The following is a 15,084-nucleotide window of genomic DNA, read 5'->3' as shown; positions in this document are numbered from 1 at the left end:
GCCGACGGTCAGACCAGCGGCACGCTGACGATCGCCGCCAACAATGGCGAGGACGTCTACAGCGACGCCTCGACCAGGACAGCGACGATCACCGGCACCAGCGGCGGCAACTTCGAAAGCCTGCAGGTCGGAACTGGCTCCGCTACCGCATCGGTCAGCGACACGATCGATACTGTAACCGCCACTCTCACAGCCGGTTCGCCTGTCTTTGATGCTGGTGGCACGACCACGATCACCTATACGGTGACCCTCACGAACTCCGACAACCTGGCGGTCGCGCCGAAGTCGGACCTCACCTTCACGCTCGAGACCGGTCAGACGGTCACGATCCATGCCAACCAGTCAAGTGCGAGCACGGACGTGACCTTCGCCCCGGGTTCGATTTCCAGCACTTCAGTTCACAACTCGATCAGTCTCATCAGCGGTGGAGACCAATACGAGCATCTGGTCCCGACCGGAGCGATAGACACGACGGTGAACAGCGTTCCGACCGGAGGTGGCAGCGTTTCGCTGACGCTCAGCGAGGCGGCGCTCGATACAGTTCTCAACGGCTCGAGTGGCGGTATGCCGGCGGATCTCGCCGCGGGCGCGGTAACCGGCAGCGCGCCGGACAGCCGTGGTGAGACGGCTCAGGCAACGACGGGGATCACCTTCACCGCGACTGGCGAGACTATCACCATTGCCTTCGACAATCCGACCGGCAGCAGCTGGACCGCGCCGACCGTCGATGGTCTCGCCCCCGGCTACAGCGTGCACTGGGCGTTGAGCGGCGCCCAGTTGGTCGGGAACCTGTTCTCCCCGACCGATACCAATCTCGGCGCCTTCGTCAGGCTTTCGCTGACGAACACCTCGGCGGCCCCCGGCCAGTCGGTCACTCCGACCGTCACCGCAACGCTGACCGACAACCTCATCGACGGTGTCAATAAGGATGCCGTAACCATCGGGGGCATCAAGGTCGTTGCGACGGACGCTTCGGGTGACAAGGTATCGGGTTCGGTGAACCTAACGATCACCGACGACGCACCGGTTGCGCATAACGTCACCGAAAGCACGGTGGCCGGTTCGATGAGCACAGTCAACGTGCAGCTGATCGTGGACGTCTCGTACAGCATGTACTCGTCCTACGGCGGCGGTGTCAGCAATGTGCCTGGTGGCTATACCCAAGACCGGATTGGTCTCGCGCGGTATTCGATGGAGCAGCTGCTCGAATCGAACGACCAGATCAAGTACGTCGAGATCGTCAAGTTCGGCGAGAACGCATCCGGCACGGTCTGGATGACCAAGGCAGATGCGCTGGCGTACATCCAAAACAATGCGAACTGGAACGGCTCCGGCGGAACCAATTACGATCTCGGCCTGCAGCAGGCGATGTCGAGCTATGGCACCGGCGCGCCCGTGCAGGCCGACAAGAACCTCGTCTACTTCCTGTCGGACGGTGCGCCGAGCGGCGATGGCATCGCCAGCGGCGCGGATGACGGTAATCACACCAACAATTCCGTGACCACCGGCGAGTGGGAAGCCTTCATCAATGCGAAGGGTATCGACAGCGTCTACGCGATCGGCATTGGCGGTAGCATCAACGTTGCCAACCTTGAGCCGGTGTCCTATCCGAACACCGACGGATCGGACAGCAACACGACCGAGGACACCGTTATCCTGGTCGGCACCAGCGATGTCACGGGCCTCCTTGCAACCTTGCAGGACTTCCTCGGCAATGCACAGTCGGTCGGCGGCAACGTTGTCATCGATGGCGGCGTCGACGCGAGCTTCGGCGCCGATGGCGGGCATGTCCAGTCGATCGTCGTCAACGGCGTGACATATAGCTTCACGCCCGGCGCGATCGCCGGAACAGGAACGGTTTCGGAAAGCGGCACGCCGGGGGGCGCGTACCAGGACCACGGCAGCTGGATCGAGATTAAGACGGCGCTTGGCGGCACTCTGACATTCTATTTCACGGATGTCGGAACGACCCATCATGCCGGCGACTACAGCTACCTCGCGCCGATCAGCAGCACGGGCAACGAGTCATTCGCCTACACGATCGTGGATGGCGATGGAGATACCGCTGGCGCCACACTGGCGATTTCAGTGACCGCGCCGCCGAATGCCAACCCGGTCATCACCGCTCCGAACAACGGAACCGATCCGACGAACCTTTCCGTCGCGGAAAACACGACGGTGGTCACCGACGTCAATGCGACCGATGCCGACGGCAACACGCTGGTCTATTCCATCGTCGAGACGGCGGGTACCGACTACGCCAAGTTCGCGATCAACTCGTCGACCGGCGTTCTCACCTTCATCTCCGCACCGAACTATGAAGCGCCGGGCGATGTCGGTGGTACGGCTGGCGACAACGTCTATGTCGTCACCGTGCAGGTTTCTGACGGCCATGGCGGCGTCGATACGCAGACGCTCAACGTGACGGTGAAGAATGCGAATGAAGTCACTGCGGTTACCGATACCGTCCTGTCCAACTATGGCGGTAGCGCCTACACGATACCGGAATGGGCGCTCCTCTATAACGACTCAACCGATAGCGGGTCGATCGATATCGTCTCCGGAAACACCGGTATTCAGAGCCAGACTGATTTGGGCAGCGTAACCCATCAGAATGGAACCGGTACGAACGGCACGGTGACCATCGACGCTCGGAACGGCGGCACTGGCAGCTTCGTCTACGGGGTGACGAATACGGTCACGACGGAGTCGGCGAATGTCAACGTCACAAACCAAAAGGGCGGAGATCTCACTGGCACGAGCGCTAACGAGATTCTTATCGGAGATAGCAGCGCAAGCACCTTCGACGGCAAGGGCGGGGTGGACATCATCCTGGCTGGTGGCGGCGATGATATGATCGTTGCAGACCAGAACGACTATGTGATCGATGGCGGCGACGGCAGCGACACACTGCGTGTCGACGCAAGCTTCACAAGCGGGAGCGACGCGCAGATCGTCAACATCGAGAACGTGAAAATCAACTCTTCGGCCGCGGTGGTGCTTGACCTGTCGAACCAGACCGAGAATTTCACGATCACCGGAGGCACGGGAGCCAACACGATCAAGGCCGGCTCGGGCAACGATGTAATCGTGATGGCCGGGAATCTGACGAGCGCGGATACGATTGACGGCGGCGCCGGCAACGATACGCTGACGTTCACCGGCTCGAGCAGCAACACGACCGCTCTCAACGGCGTGACCAACATCGAAACCATCACGCTCGGCGCGGCAACGACGAGTGTGACGACCGTCGATGCCCTAGTGGCTGCGGGCGCGACGCTCACGGTCAACGGCTCCGCCCTCGGGTCCAACCAGTCCCTGACGTGGAACGGCGCGGCCGAAACCGATGGCGCGTTTATCATCACTGGCGGAGCCGGAAACGATGTGATCACCGGCGGCGCTGGAAACGACATGATCACGTCGGGCGCGGGCACTGACAACCTTTCCGGCGGCGACGGCGACGACACGTTCGTTCTCGCGGGCAATCTCACAGGTGCGGATACGATCAATGGCGGCGCCGGCAACGATACGCTGACGTTCACCGGCTCGAGCAGCAACACGACCGCTCTCAACGGCGTGACCAACTTCGAAACCATCACGCTCGGCGCGGCAACGACCAGTGTGACGACCGTCGATACCCTGGTGGCTGCGGGCGCGACGCTCACGGTCAACGGCTCCGCCCTCGGGTCCAACCAGTCCCTCACGTGGAACGGCACGGCCGAAACCAATGGCGCGTTTATCATCACTGGTGGTGCAGGGAACGACACCATCACCGGCGGTGCAGGGAACGACAAGTTGGAGGGTGGAGCTGGCGTCGATACAATTGTCGGCGGCGCTGGAAACGACATCATTATCGGCGGCGCGGGCAACGACATTCTGACGGGTGGCAACGGCGCAGATGAGTTCCGGATCGCCACCAACACTGGAATCGATACGATCACGGATTTCCTCAACAATGGAGCTGATAAGATCAGCTTCCTGAGAGGGACCGGCACCGGAGCGGTGAATTTCGCCAACACGACGTCGGATGGAGCGCTCAACTCCAACGACTACGCGGAGATCTCAAATGCAAATCTTTCCTCCGCCTACAGCAACAAGATCGTCGTATCCAGTGCGGCATTCAACAACAACGGCAATGGCGGCAGTATCGATATTGACGGCTTCGCCATCGCTGGCGGGGCGACAAATACATACCTCGTCGTCTACAACAGCAACACAGGCAATGCTGAGGTCTGGTTCGATACGGACTGGAGCACCGCCGCGGGTCGTACACAGGTGGCCTCGCTCACCATCAGCGGCGTGAACAGCGGCGCGACGTTGGCCAACGTCTTGTCGGCGTCGAATTTCGCTGTTTACAGTAGCTCCACCGATCCCATTATCCTCGACCTCGACCACAACGGCGTCGCCCTGACCTCGCTCGATCAGGGCGTGCAGTTCGACATCAACGCCGACGGCCACAAGGATCAGATCGCGTGGACAGCCGGTACTGACGGCATCTTGGCCTATGATGTGGACGGCAACGGCAAGATCGACAATGGCAGCGAGATCTTCTCGCCGCACTTTGCCGGTGGAAGCTACGTCGATGGTCTCGCGGCGCTGGCAACGCTCGACAGCAACCATGATGGCAAGATCGATGCGGCCGACGAGGCCTTCTCGAAGCTGACCGTCTGGCAGGACCTTAACCACAGCGGCATCACCGACAGCGGCGAGCTCTCGAGCCTGGCGGATCATTCGATCTGCAGCATCTCGCTCGATGCCAGCACGTCCGGCACGGAGATCAACGGTCAATCGATCCTTGCCGATGGCAGCTACACCCTGACGGACGGCTCGACCGGCCACTTCGTCGAGGTCGCCTTCGACACGACGCTCGGCGGCAGCGAAAACGGCGGCAACGCCTACTCGCTGATCGGCAGCGACGGTGATGACATCCTGTCGGGAAGCGGCGGCGGTTACACGATGACCGGCTGGGCAGGGGCTGATACCTTCGTCCTCGACACCGACGCCTTGAAGGGCGTGTCGATGGCCGACGTCATCACCGACTACAAGGCAAGCGAAGGCGACACGCTCGACGTCTCGAAGCTTCTCGACAGCCTGCTTGGTCACCAGGCAAGCGAGGCGGAAGCACTCGCCAGCGTCAAGACGACGGTGTCAGGGACGGATACCGTAGTCAGCGTCAACGCCAATGGCGGCTGGCACGATGTGGCGGTTCTCCAGAACACCACGGAAGCGGTCAAGATCCTCTTCGACGACAAACATGACACGACGACGGCGCCGCACGTCGGCTGATGTCGGACAAACCGGCATGGAAAAGGCGCCTCTCGGCGCCTTTTCTTCGTTTTAGGGTTCGCCAGGTCAGGCGGCCGGCAGCCGCGACAGCGGAATAGCGTCTTCGCGCTCGCCGCCGCGCTCCATGGCCATTTCGTCTGCCAACTGACGGATATGCGTGAAGTCGGTAGGTCCCTCGAAAACGGCGCCGCCGAGCCGGATGCCGATCGTCATCGGCGATCCCTCGGCCGAGAATGAGGCTTCCGCAACGCGCCGGCGGATGCGGGTGCCGACGTCCTGGGCGTTTTCGATGGTCGCACCCGGGAGGAAAACCCCGAGCTCGTTGGTGGCGAGGCGCGCAACCAGGTCGCCCTTTCGCACGGACGACTGAATGATCGCGGCGAGCGACTGCATGACGGTGTCCGCCCATTGCGGGCCATAGCGCCTGCTGATCTCGTCGAGCGTATCGATGACGACGGCGATCATCACGCCGCCGGCGTCGGTGGCGATTCGCTTGCGCCGGTCGATGTAGTGTTCGACGGCCGCGGCAAAGGCTGTCCCGTTCAGTGTTTTGGTTACGGCATCGTGGCGCGCAGTATAGTTAATCGTTTCTTGTAGTTTTTTGAGGTCGCCAACTTTGAGCTGCAAGATCAATAGCAGCGGAAATGCAACAAGAAGTGAAATTAAGCCTGCGCCGACAAATCCCACCAAAAATGGTCGATCCGGTACGAGAAGGTTTAAGATAAGTAAAACGCCGACGGATCCAGCCACGTAGCAGACAGCACCAAGGGTTGCGATCCGAAGAGCTGAAACGATTGTGGCGGAAGAGTAACGCTGGCTAAAATTCATCGCGGGTCATGTCCGTTTGAAAGTAATGCCAGATAAACAGGTTCGGGCAAAGCCCCCGTTAAAAAATCCTGTAAAATTCTCGCTTTAGGCAGTTGTCCACTGGGATTAACTGTCTTGGCAGGAATGTCGGAAGCTGCGATTGGAATGTGGAAAGATTGGTGTTACTTCTTTGCCAAAGAAAATCTTTGGTATACGGGTACGCCGAGTGAATCTTTGATGTTGAGGGGCATCGAACTTGTTTAAGAGCAAAAGAATTTTTGCAGCATTGTCTGCGACGGTTGCTTTGAGTTTTTCGTTTTATGCTGATGCCAATGCAATGTCTCTGCAGCAGGCCATCGAAAAGACGATGAAAACGAATCCGCAGATCTTGCAGGCTGCGAAGGATAGAGAAGCTATTGAGTTTGAACTACGCCAAGCGCGCGGTTTATACTTGCCATCCGTAGATTTGGAGAGCGGGATCGGGCGCCGTCGCTTGTCGAATGAAAGCTCCGGCTCGCTAAGAGATGATCATGACTATCTGTCGCCGGGCGATGTTGGTCTGACGATCTCGCAGACACTTTACGATGGCGGCAGCCGCCGCGCCCAGGTCGAACAGCAGGCTTCGCGCGTCGATGGTGCGTCCTTTCGAGTTCTCGAACGGTCTGAGTCGCTCGCCCTCGAAGTGACGCAGGACTATCTGGAATACATGCTCCAGAACCAGATCGTTGCTGCCGCCAAGCAGAACGTTGCGTTCCATACGCAGATGGTCGGCGACATCGACGAGAGCATCAAGGGCGGCGCCCTGACGGATGCTGACCGCCTTCAGGGCAGCGAACGTCTGCAGGCCGCCAAGGCCCGGCTGCGCGAAGCGCTCGAAGAGCTTGAGCAGACGAAAATCCGCTTCCTTCAGGTCGTCGGCGAGCCGATCACCAATGCGCAGACGCCGCCGTCCGTTGGCAAGTACGTCCCGAAGACGCTAAACGACGCGGTCTTCGTCGCCGCCAAGAACAGCCCGCGCATCTATTCGGCCAATGCCGACGTCGATGCTGCCGATGCCGGCGTTCGTGGTGCGCGCGCCAACTACCTGCCGAAGGTCAATCTCGAAGGCTCTGCCCGCGTCGGCAACGACATCGATGGCGACGAAGGCAACACCAACGACTATCAGGTCCGCGTCGTTGCCCGCTGGAACCTCTATCGCGGCGGCATCGACGTTGCGCGCGAACAGGAGCAGATCCGTCGTGCCGGCGAGCAGCGCTACAATCTCGCCCAGGTTCAGCGCGAGGTCTCGGAGTCGGTGCGTTCCGCCTGGAACGAGCGCGTCAGCCGCGGCGAGCTGTCCGGAATCCTCAACAAGCAGGCCTCGATCAACAACCAGCTCGTCGGTTCCTACCGCGAGCAGTTCAAGGTTGGCCAGCGCTCGCTGCTCGATGTGCTCGATGCGCAGAACACGAAGTTCAACACTCAGGTTCTCGCTGATACCGCGCGCGTTGCATCGCAGTTTGCCGAGTACAAGATCCTGGCGGCGTCGGGCAATCTGCTTCAGACGATGAAGCTGAAGCCGGTCGAACAGTCCAAACCTTATGCGCGGGAAGAGTTTGTTGTCCCCGCGGGCGTCGCGAATCCTGGATATGTCGAGCTTGATTCACATCAGAAGGCCGGTATGCCCCTGGACCTCCTAGCGCCAATTCGACAGCAGTAGTCGACGTGGCCATGGAACAATGCTGAACGTAGCGCTCGGGACCTCCAGCAGCACACAGCTGCAGACATTCAAAGCCGCATTCAAATCCGTGGCTGCGTTCTATGGCCGACCAAGCTCCGACACGGTCCTCTTCTCCGGTCTTCCGGATGAGGTGACCGAGTCGCTTGAGATCGACGATATCGAGCGCATGGCCGAGCGCATCGGCCTGCAGGTGATCAAGCACCAGGAGCGCGAGTGCCGCCAGAGCAATTTCGATTGCCCGGCGATCGTCGCGTTTGCCGACGGCAGCGTGTTGCCGCTGCTCGAGGTCGCCGAGGACGGCTCCTATGTCACTGATATCGTTCCGATTGCCGGCAACGCGATCCGTCTGACGCGGGAAGAATTCCTGGCGCTGAAGCCGCAACTGGCCTTTGCCTTTACGCTTTACTATCAGAACGCCTCGGAAGAGGCGCTGGTCGGCAATGCCGTCGAGATCGAGAAGCGGCACTGGCTGGCAACGACGCTTGCGCCTTACTGGCGCACCTATGTCCGCGTCATGGTCGCGGCACTCTTCATCAATCTGATCGCGCTCGGCTCGCCGCTGTTCACGATGAACGTCTATGACCGGGTGCTGCCGAACAAGGCGATTCCGACGCTCTGGGTTCTGGCCGCGGGTATCTCGCTTGCCTATGTCTTCGATTTCCTGCTGAAGACCGCTCGCTCGTCGCTGATCGACTATGCCGGGCGCAAGGCGGATCTGCGCCTGTCGCAGCTACTGTTCGACAAGGTGCTGAATTCGACGCTCGCCTCGCGGCCGATGTCGACGGGCGAATATGCCAACCGCGTGACGCAGTATGAATTCGTTCGCGAGTTCTTCACGTCGAACACCATCGGCGTCCTGATCGACAGCCTGTTCGTCTTCATTTTCCTCGGCGTCATTTATCTGATCTCCGGCTGGCTCGTCGTCATCCCGGCGGTCGCCTTCGTCCTGTCGGTTGCGATCGGCTTGTGGGCGCAGGCCGCGATCGGCAAGCGCATGGCGACGGCCGCCAACGAGGCGTCGCGTCGCCAGTCTCTGCTGGTGGAAACGATCTCGACGATCGAAACGCTGAAGAGCCTGCGCGCCGAAGCCACCATGCTGCGCCGCTGGCAGGAACTGACAAAGTATTCGAGCCGCACCAGCGAGGATATCAAGCACATCTCGACGAACGCCATCAACATGACGATGTTCATCCAGCAGATGGTGAGCGTCCTGATCGTGATTGCCGGCACCTACGAGTTCTCCGAAGGCCGCATTGCCATGGGCGCGATCGTCGCGACGGTCATGCTGGCAAGCCGCGCCGGCGCGCCGCTCGGCCAGATCGCCATGACGCTGGCGCGGTTCCGTCAAGCGACCATGTCGCTTCGCATTCTCGACAAGATCATGGAGCAGCCCGACGACCGTCCGTCCACGGTCGGCTTCGTCAATCGCGAGATCACCCGCGGCGCTTTCAGCTTCCAGGATGTGTCTTTCCAGTATCCGGGATCGGACTATCCCGTCATAAACAAGCTGTCCTTTACCGTGAAGCCCGGCGAGCGCGTCGGCATCATCGGCCGCATCGGCTCGGGCAAGACGACGCTCGGCCGCTTGCTTGACGGGCTCTTTTCTCCCTCGGGCGGCCGCGTGCTGATCGATGGCGTCGATATCCGCCAGTACCACATGGCCGAGGTTCGCTCGGCGGTCGCCGTGGCCGGCCAGTCGTCCGATCTCTTCTCGGGAACGGTGAAGGAAAACCTGCTGATCGGACGCGCCGATGCGACCGATGAGGAGCTGCTCGAGGTCGCCCGCATGACCGGTGTCGACGAGTTCGTCGGCAATCATCCTCGCGGCTTCGACATGCCCGTCGGCGAACGCGGCACCAACCTGTCGAGCGGCCAGAAGCAGGCGCTGACGATTGCGCGTCTGCTGCTGACGAAGCCGAAGATCGTGTTTCTCGACGAGCCGTCGGGCGCCATGGATCTGGCGACCGAGCGTAACCTGATTGCGCGCCTGTCGAAGGCGATCAGCCGTGATACGACGCTGTTGATCGCCACCCACCGCTACAGCATGCTTGAGCTCGTCGATCGCCTGATCGTCATCGACAAGGGCCGCATCATTGCCGACGGTCCGAAGGGTGCGGTCATCGAGGCCATGCAGCGCAAACCGGCAGGGGCGCAGTCATGAGCCTCAGCAATCGCCACGACAATCCTCCGCTTCTCGCCCGCGGCATTCTGGCACTGGTGGCCCTGGTCATTTCGAGCTTCGTCGCCTGGGCGGCGATTGCCGACATCAACGAGATCGCCCGCGGCGAGGGCAAGGTCATTCCGGTCTCGAAGACGCAGATCATCCAGTCGTCGGAGCCCGGGGTCGTCCAGCAGATCGCCGTCGTCCTCGGTCAGGTCGTCCGCAAAGGTCAGCTACTCGTCCAGCTCGACAATACAACGACGACCTCCACCCTTGGCGAATCCGTTGCCAAGGCGCGTGCGCTCGGTGCCAAGGTTGCGCGCCTGAAGCTCGAGGAAGCTGGTCAATACGATACGCCGTTCATTTGCCCGGAAGAGATCCTGGCCGTCGCGAAGGATGTGTGCGCAAACGAGGCGCAGCTTTTCGCTGCTGATCGCGCCAGCTACCAGAACAAGCTTGGCGTCTTGCAGGAGCGCGTGCGCCAGCGCGAGAACGAGCTCAGCGAAGCCCACGTCAACATCGATCGGCTGCAGCAGAATATCGAAGGTGCCCAGCGCCAGTACGACCTCATTTTCCCGCTGGCACAGAAGAAGCTGGTGGCGCAGACGGAAGTGTTGAAGACCGAGCGTGATCTCACCGACCAGAAGGGCCAGCTCAAGGTTTACCAGGAAAGTATCGACCGCCTGCAGGCTGCCGTGCAGGAAGCCAAGCTGCAGCTCGGCGATCTTGCCCTCGAACTGCGCCAGCAGGCGCTGACGGACAAGGCGCAGGCGCTGGCCGAACTTTCGGTCGTCGACGAGACCATCCGCGGCGCGTCCGACCGCGTCAAGCGCACCGACATCCGCTCGCCGGTCGACGGCATCGTCAATACGCTGGAGGTCAACACCATCGGCGCCTATGTCGACCCGGGCCGTGTCATCGCCGGCATCGTTCCGACCGCTGATACGCTGCTGGTAGAAGCCAAGATTTCGCCGCGCGATGTCGCCTTCGTGCGCCGCGGCCAGCCTGCCGTCGTCAAGGTCACCGCCTACGACTTCTCGATCTTCGGCGGCCTTGAGGGCGTCGTCGAGAATATCTCCGCAGACAGTCTCGTGGAGAAGGAAAAGGGCGAGACCTACTATCTCGTACAGGTCAAGACCGACAAGTCCGCGCTGGAGCGCAACGGCAAGTCCTATCCGATCATCCCCGGCATGGTTGCCTCGGTCGAGATCATGACCGGCAACAAGACCGTGCTGAGCTACCTGATGAAGCCGATCAACAAGGCGCGCAGCGAAGCGCTGACGGAGCGATAGGATGTTGATCGTCAAGCCAGGCAGCAACGCACTCACCGAACTCGAGCCGATCGAGGAGCCTTTGCCGGCCATCGGCGCCGAGGAGATCGAGCCGCGCTTCCGGGCGGTCGTCGGTCGAGGCGGCGAGCGCCGCGGTATCCGCCTCGAGCGGATCTACTGGGATGGCCTCGGCCGCATGTCGTCTGCCGGCAAGATGAGCACGGCCGACCTCGTGCACTATACGGCCTCGCAGATGTCGGAGTCCGGCAACCTTGCCTCGCTGCTGCGTGTGCTCAGCTTCAAGTGGGCGCTGCGCAGGCTGGATCTCGTCGAAGACGCCTCGTCCATGGCAAACGTCAATGCGATCATCCAGGCGTCGCCGTCGCCGACGATCCTGCTGACACAGGAAAAGAAAATCCAGCTCTTCAACGATCCCTTCCTGACCATGCTGCGCCAGCGGCTTCCGCTTGGCGATACGGCGCAGCTGACGAAGAGCTTGCGCTTCTCGATCGACACGCAGATCGATGAGGCGATCGCCACGCTCTATCGCAACAGGGGCAAGACGCTGAACACCGGCTTCACCATTGCCGTCGGCTCGGCCTCGATGAAGGGCCAGATCAATCTGGCTCTGGCGCCAACGCACGAGAAGCCGATGCTGATCGGCTATGTCTCTCGTCACTGACCAGCAAATCTCAGACATGAAAAAAGCGGCTGAGATTCAGCAGCTGAGATTCAGCCGCTTTTTTTGCATCTTGCCGGCGATTTTCAGAACGTCGTGCCTTCGCCTGGAGCGACCTTTTCGAGTGGCAATGCCGAGGCAACCTGCTTGGCGCCGGTGCGTGTTCCGTGCAGGTAGCCCTTGCCATCCGCGATCGAGTAGAGCGGCACATAGTCGGGCAGCCTGGTATCCAGTAGAACCTCGTCACGCATGTTGTCGAGAATGAAGCGGTTGCCGTTCACCGCGACAGAAAGCACCGCGTGGTAGAAGTGGCGCTTCTGATCGAACAGGACAATGACGGACATGTCCTTGAGCTCGACGCCTTCGGCGTGCAGCGCGGCCATCTTCAGGATCGCGAAGTCCTCGCAATCGCCCTGCTGGCGTGAGAGCGTTTCGGCGGGCGTCGCCCAGTAGTCGGCCACCTTGTAGGTGTCCATGTCGCGGCTGTAGCGGATCGTGTGATTGATCGTGATGTTGACCGCGTTCAGCTTGTCGCGGATCGAGGACTGCAACGTCTTGCTGAAGGCAACCTTGATCGCGGTCGCGGCCTCCGAGCACTTGCCTGCGCTGCAGTCAATGGCTGTCCCATCGGTTATTTCCGACAGGGACGGTTCGAGCTTCTTCAGGGCAGCCAGTCGTTTGAACGGAATGGCGACAGTCCCGAAAGCGGCGCTGCCCCCCGGCGCGGCGATCGCCGGCCGTGCGACTGGCTGCGTCGGGGCGACGCTCTCGTTCACCCAGCCTGCCGGCTCGGGCTGCAGTGAGCGCGTCAGCGCGGCAACGTCGATGGTTCCGATGCTTTTCGTCGCCAGCGCGAGGAGATTGGCGACGCTGGCGAACGTCAATGCGCGGGCTGTATCAGCCGCGAGGTCAACGGAGTAGATCGCGCCTGACATTTGCGAAGACGGCAATACGGATGCCGCCGAAATATTCGGTGCAAATGCGGCTGAAAATGCAGACAAAGTAAAAGCAGCGATGTTGCTTGTTTTTATACTGCGCTTCATGGATCGCGGTCTCTCGTTGGCTGCGAGAACCGTATAAAAAATCTATAAAAATCAGGTATTTAAGCATAGATAAGGTTGGGATAAATTATCTGTTCAAAAGAACATAAAAGTTTAGTGTGCCCGTCAACCAAGTTTGGGCGAAGGGTTTGCTTTCCGGTGTTGACTGTGCAGATATGAAATCCTGTCAAACGGCCGGAAAAGGCCGCGATTGCGAGTAGTGGGGGAACAGGTGACAGTGCAGTCAATCGAGCCGGTGCAAGGCTCGCATGGTTTACACTCGACACGGCAAGTGTCGCCTTCGGAAGGCGCCGGTCCCCTCAAACTCATCAAATCCGTTCTCGCAATGTCGATCGTCGTCGCCTGCGGCGTGGTCTCGGGCTGCCAGTCTGACGTCGATGGCATCGCCAAGAACGTGAAGACCAACGACATCAAGGCACCTTCGAGCGAAGTCGAGGAAAACTTCGGAGAAACGGGAGCGGAGATCACGCTGCTGCTCCCCAAAGGCACGACCGGCATCTATGAGGGTGCTGCGCGTGACGTGCGCGACGGTGCCGGCCTCGGCGTCGGCGAACTCGGCGGCAACCAGGTCTTCGTGAAGGTTGTCGACGTGGCCTCCGGCGCTCCAGCCGCCGCGACTGCCGTCAGCGAGGCGAGGGCGCGCGGTTCCGTTATGCTCGTCAGCTACGCATCGCCTGCCGTCACATCAGCTATCGCTGCGGTCCCGGCTGACCAGCGGCCGGCTTTGCTCAATCTGGGCGTGCCGGTTCCGCCCACACCGGGCAATGTCTACAACTTCGTTTCCGATGAGATCGACAGCGCCATTGAAGGCGTGCAGGCAGCCTCTGCCAGCGGCCACAAGAAGGTGCTGGTTTTCGCCCAAAGCGATTTTCCGGCTGCTGACGAGGCCCGGTTGGCAGGCGCCATCCAGGCCGGCGGCGGTACGTATCTCGGCCTTGCCCGCTACGATCTGACGGACGCCGCCGCCGCTGATGCGGTCAAGAGGGCGGGCGCCAATCTGCAGAATGCCGACACCGTGCTCGTGCTCGGGAAAACGGTGATTACCACGACGATCGCCGGCGCCGTAAAAGCCAGCGGTAAGACGAACGTCACCTTCGTCGGCACCAGCGCCTGGCCGCCGCAAACGTATACGGATCCCTCGGTGGCAGGCACGGTGATTGCCATGGTCGAGCCCGAAGGCGCGACGATGATCGCCGAGCGCTACCAGCGGCACTACAAGCGCGCACTCTCCACCGACGCGGCTTACAGCTACGATGCTGTTGCCGTTGCCTCGGGCATTGTCCGGACAAAGGGACCGGAGGGAATGAACGCACAGAACCTGACCAGCAAGGTCGGCTTCCGCGGCGTGACCGGTCTCTTCCGGATGACGCCGGCGGGTACCGTGGAGCGCAAGATGAGCCTTTATTCCCTTAACGGCGGCAAGCTCAGCCTGGTCGGTGCCACGCCGGCCTCGTTCTGATACCCCACACACTTGGACATCGGACCGTATGCGTCCGCCTTCACCAAGCGCCGTGCTGAGCGCTTAGAGACCCGGCCGGCAGGTGCTCCGCCCGACAAACGGAAGCGCAGTTGCCGCGCCGCCACTGCCTCCTACCAATCAGGAGTCAGAGCACGAATTCACGTCAAACGGCCAGGCAGCATTTCCTTTGCTCTCACTTGGCGGCCTTGTCGGTGCCAAGTAGGTAGCCTCCGTCCCAGTGATAGATCTGCTTGTCGTCGACCGTGACCTTGACGACCGCCTGGAAACCGGCGAGCGTCCCGCTGCCGGCATGAAACGCACAGGTTCCTTGCATTGGGCTGGCGGTGTCGTAGGTGACGCAGTACCCGACCGCCGTGTCTCCGTTTCCGACGGCAATAACAGCCGTGCTACTGCCGAAAAGGGGACTGCCGGTCACCGGCCCATAGTACAAGATCTTGGTACCCGCCGGGATCGCCGCCAGGTTCGATTCCGTAATCGTGCAGAAGCTCGGAGTCTCGCCGGTGTACTGGCTACATTCCTTAGAGATCTTGAGTGGTTGCATAGAGGGCGCCGCATGCGCCACGGACGCTAGTACCAGGATGGCACCAGCCGACAGGATCAACAATCTGCTCATTGCCTA

The 15,084-nt window shown here is 60.9% G+C and carries 9 protein-coding genes; 6 read left to right on the top strand and 3 right to left on the bottom strand.

Translation table 11 applies throughout. The annotated features are described in order from the left end of the window. Positions 1 to 5,286 (top strand): immunoglobulin-like domain-containing protein (locus AC1DE4_RS17175; protein ID WP_477882158.1); only part of this gene is annotated, 5,286 nt, incomplete at its 5' end. Between the two features lie 66 nt (positions 5,287 to 5,352). On the opposite strand, the gene AC1DE4_RS17170 is transcribed toward AC1DE4_RS17175, so the two are convergent. Continuing rightward, positions 5,353 to 5,913, bottom strand: coding sequence for a GGDEF domain-containing protein (locus tag AC1DE4_RS17170; protein ID WP_246734395.1), 561 nt, complete (start codon positions 5,911 to 5,913; stop codon positions 5,353 to 5,355). A gap of 517 nt (positions 5,914 to 6,430) precedes the next feature. Here AC1DE4_RS17170 and AC1DE4_RS17165 point away from each other — a divergent pair. Genes AC1DE4_RS17165 through AC1DE4_RS17150 form a run of 4 tightly spaced genes read left to right on the top strand, consistent with a single transcriptional unit; the run spans position 6,431 to position 11,927 of the window. After that, on the top strand, positions 6,431 to 7,792 hold the full coding sequence (locus AC1DE4_RS17165; protein WP_037218198.1) for a TolC family outer membrane protein: 1,362 nt from the start codon (positions 6,431 to 6,433) through the stop codon (positions 7,790 to 7,792). Positions 7,793 to 7,811: 19 nt separating this feature from the next. Then, complete coding sequence (locus AC1DE4_RS17160; protein WP_477882155.1) at positions 7,812 to 9,974, top strand: type I secretion system permease/ATPase; 2,163 nt, start codon at positions 7,812 to 7,814, stop codon at positions 9,972 to 9,974. Then, a complete protein-coding gene (locus AC1DE4_RS17155; RefSeq protein WP_477882153.1) occupies positions 9,971 to 11,266 on the top strand; it encodes an HlyD family type I secretion periplasmic adaptor subunit in 1,296 nt (431 codons plus the stop codon). The genes AC1DE4_RS17160 and AC1DE4_RS17155 overlap by 4 nt, the downstream gene beginning before the upstream one ends. A gap of 1 nt (position 11,267) precedes the next feature. Next, positions 11,268 to 11,927: a ribbon-helix-helix domain-containing protein gene (locus tag AC1DE4_RS17150; protein WP_113113319.1), complete on the top strand. Its 660-nt coding sequence runs from the start codon at positions 11,268 to 11,270 to the stop codon at positions 11,925 to 11,927. An 83-nt stretch (positions 11,928 to 12,010) separates the two neighbouring features. Here AC1DE4_RS17150 and AC1DE4_RS17145 read toward each other — a convergent pair whose 3' ends face one another. Further along, positions 12,011 to 12,874, bottom strand: a complete 864-nt coding sequence (locus AC1DE4_RS17145; RefSeq protein ID WP_477882151.1) for a transglutaminase-like cysteine peptidase — start codon at positions 12,872 to 12,874, stop codon at positions 12,011 to 12,013. 322 nt (positions 12,875 to 13,196) lie between these two features. Here AC1DE4_RS17145 and AC1DE4_RS17140 point away from each other — a divergent pair, with 322 nt between their 5' ends. Next, positions 13,197 to 14,444, top strand: coding sequence for a type 1 periplasmic-binding domain-containing protein (locus tag AC1DE4_RS17140; RefSeq protein ID WP_477882149.1), 1,248 nt, complete (start codon positions 13,197 to 13,199; stop codon positions 14,442 to 14,444). Between the two features lie 193 nt (positions 14,445 to 14,637). Here the strand turns inward: AC1DE4_RS17140 and AC1DE4_RS17135 are convergent, their stop codons facing one another. Then, the gene (locus tag AC1DE4_RS17135; protein WP_018859606.1) at positions 14,638 to 15,078 is read right to left on the bottom strand and encodes a Clp protease/crotonase-like domain-containing protein; all 441 of its coding nucleotides are present in this window, start codon (positions 15,076 to 15,078) and stop codon (positions 14,638 to 14,640) included. Positions 15,079 to 15,084 lie beyond the last annotated feature (6 nt).

The organism is Rhizobium sp. 10N414 (assembly GCF_056394785.1).
Note: the sequence above shows the minus strand (reverse complement) of the source record. Positions and strands in the feature narration are given on the sequence as shown.

Coding starts and splice junctions, on each gene's coding strand:
- AC1DE4_RS17165 (WP_037218198.1), top strand. CDS start 6,431: ATGTCTCTGCAGCAGGCCATCGAAAAGACGATGAAAACGAATCCGCAG.
- AC1DE4_RS17160 (WP_477882155.1), top strand. CDS start 7,812: ATGCTGAACGTAGCGCTCGGGACCTCCAGCAGCACACAGCTGCAGACA.
- AC1DE4_RS17155 (WP_477882153.1), top strand. CDS start 9,971: ATGAGCCTCAGCAATCGCCACGACAATCCTCCGCTTCTCGCCCGCGGC.
- AC1DE4_RS17150 (WP_113113319.1), top strand. CDS start 11,268: ATGTTGATCGTCAAGCCAGGCAGCAACGCACTCACCGAACTCGAGCCG.
- AC1DE4_RS17135 (WP_018859606.1), bottom strand. CDS start 15,078: ATGAGCAGATTGTTGATCCTGTCGGCTGGTGCCATCCTGGTACTAGCG.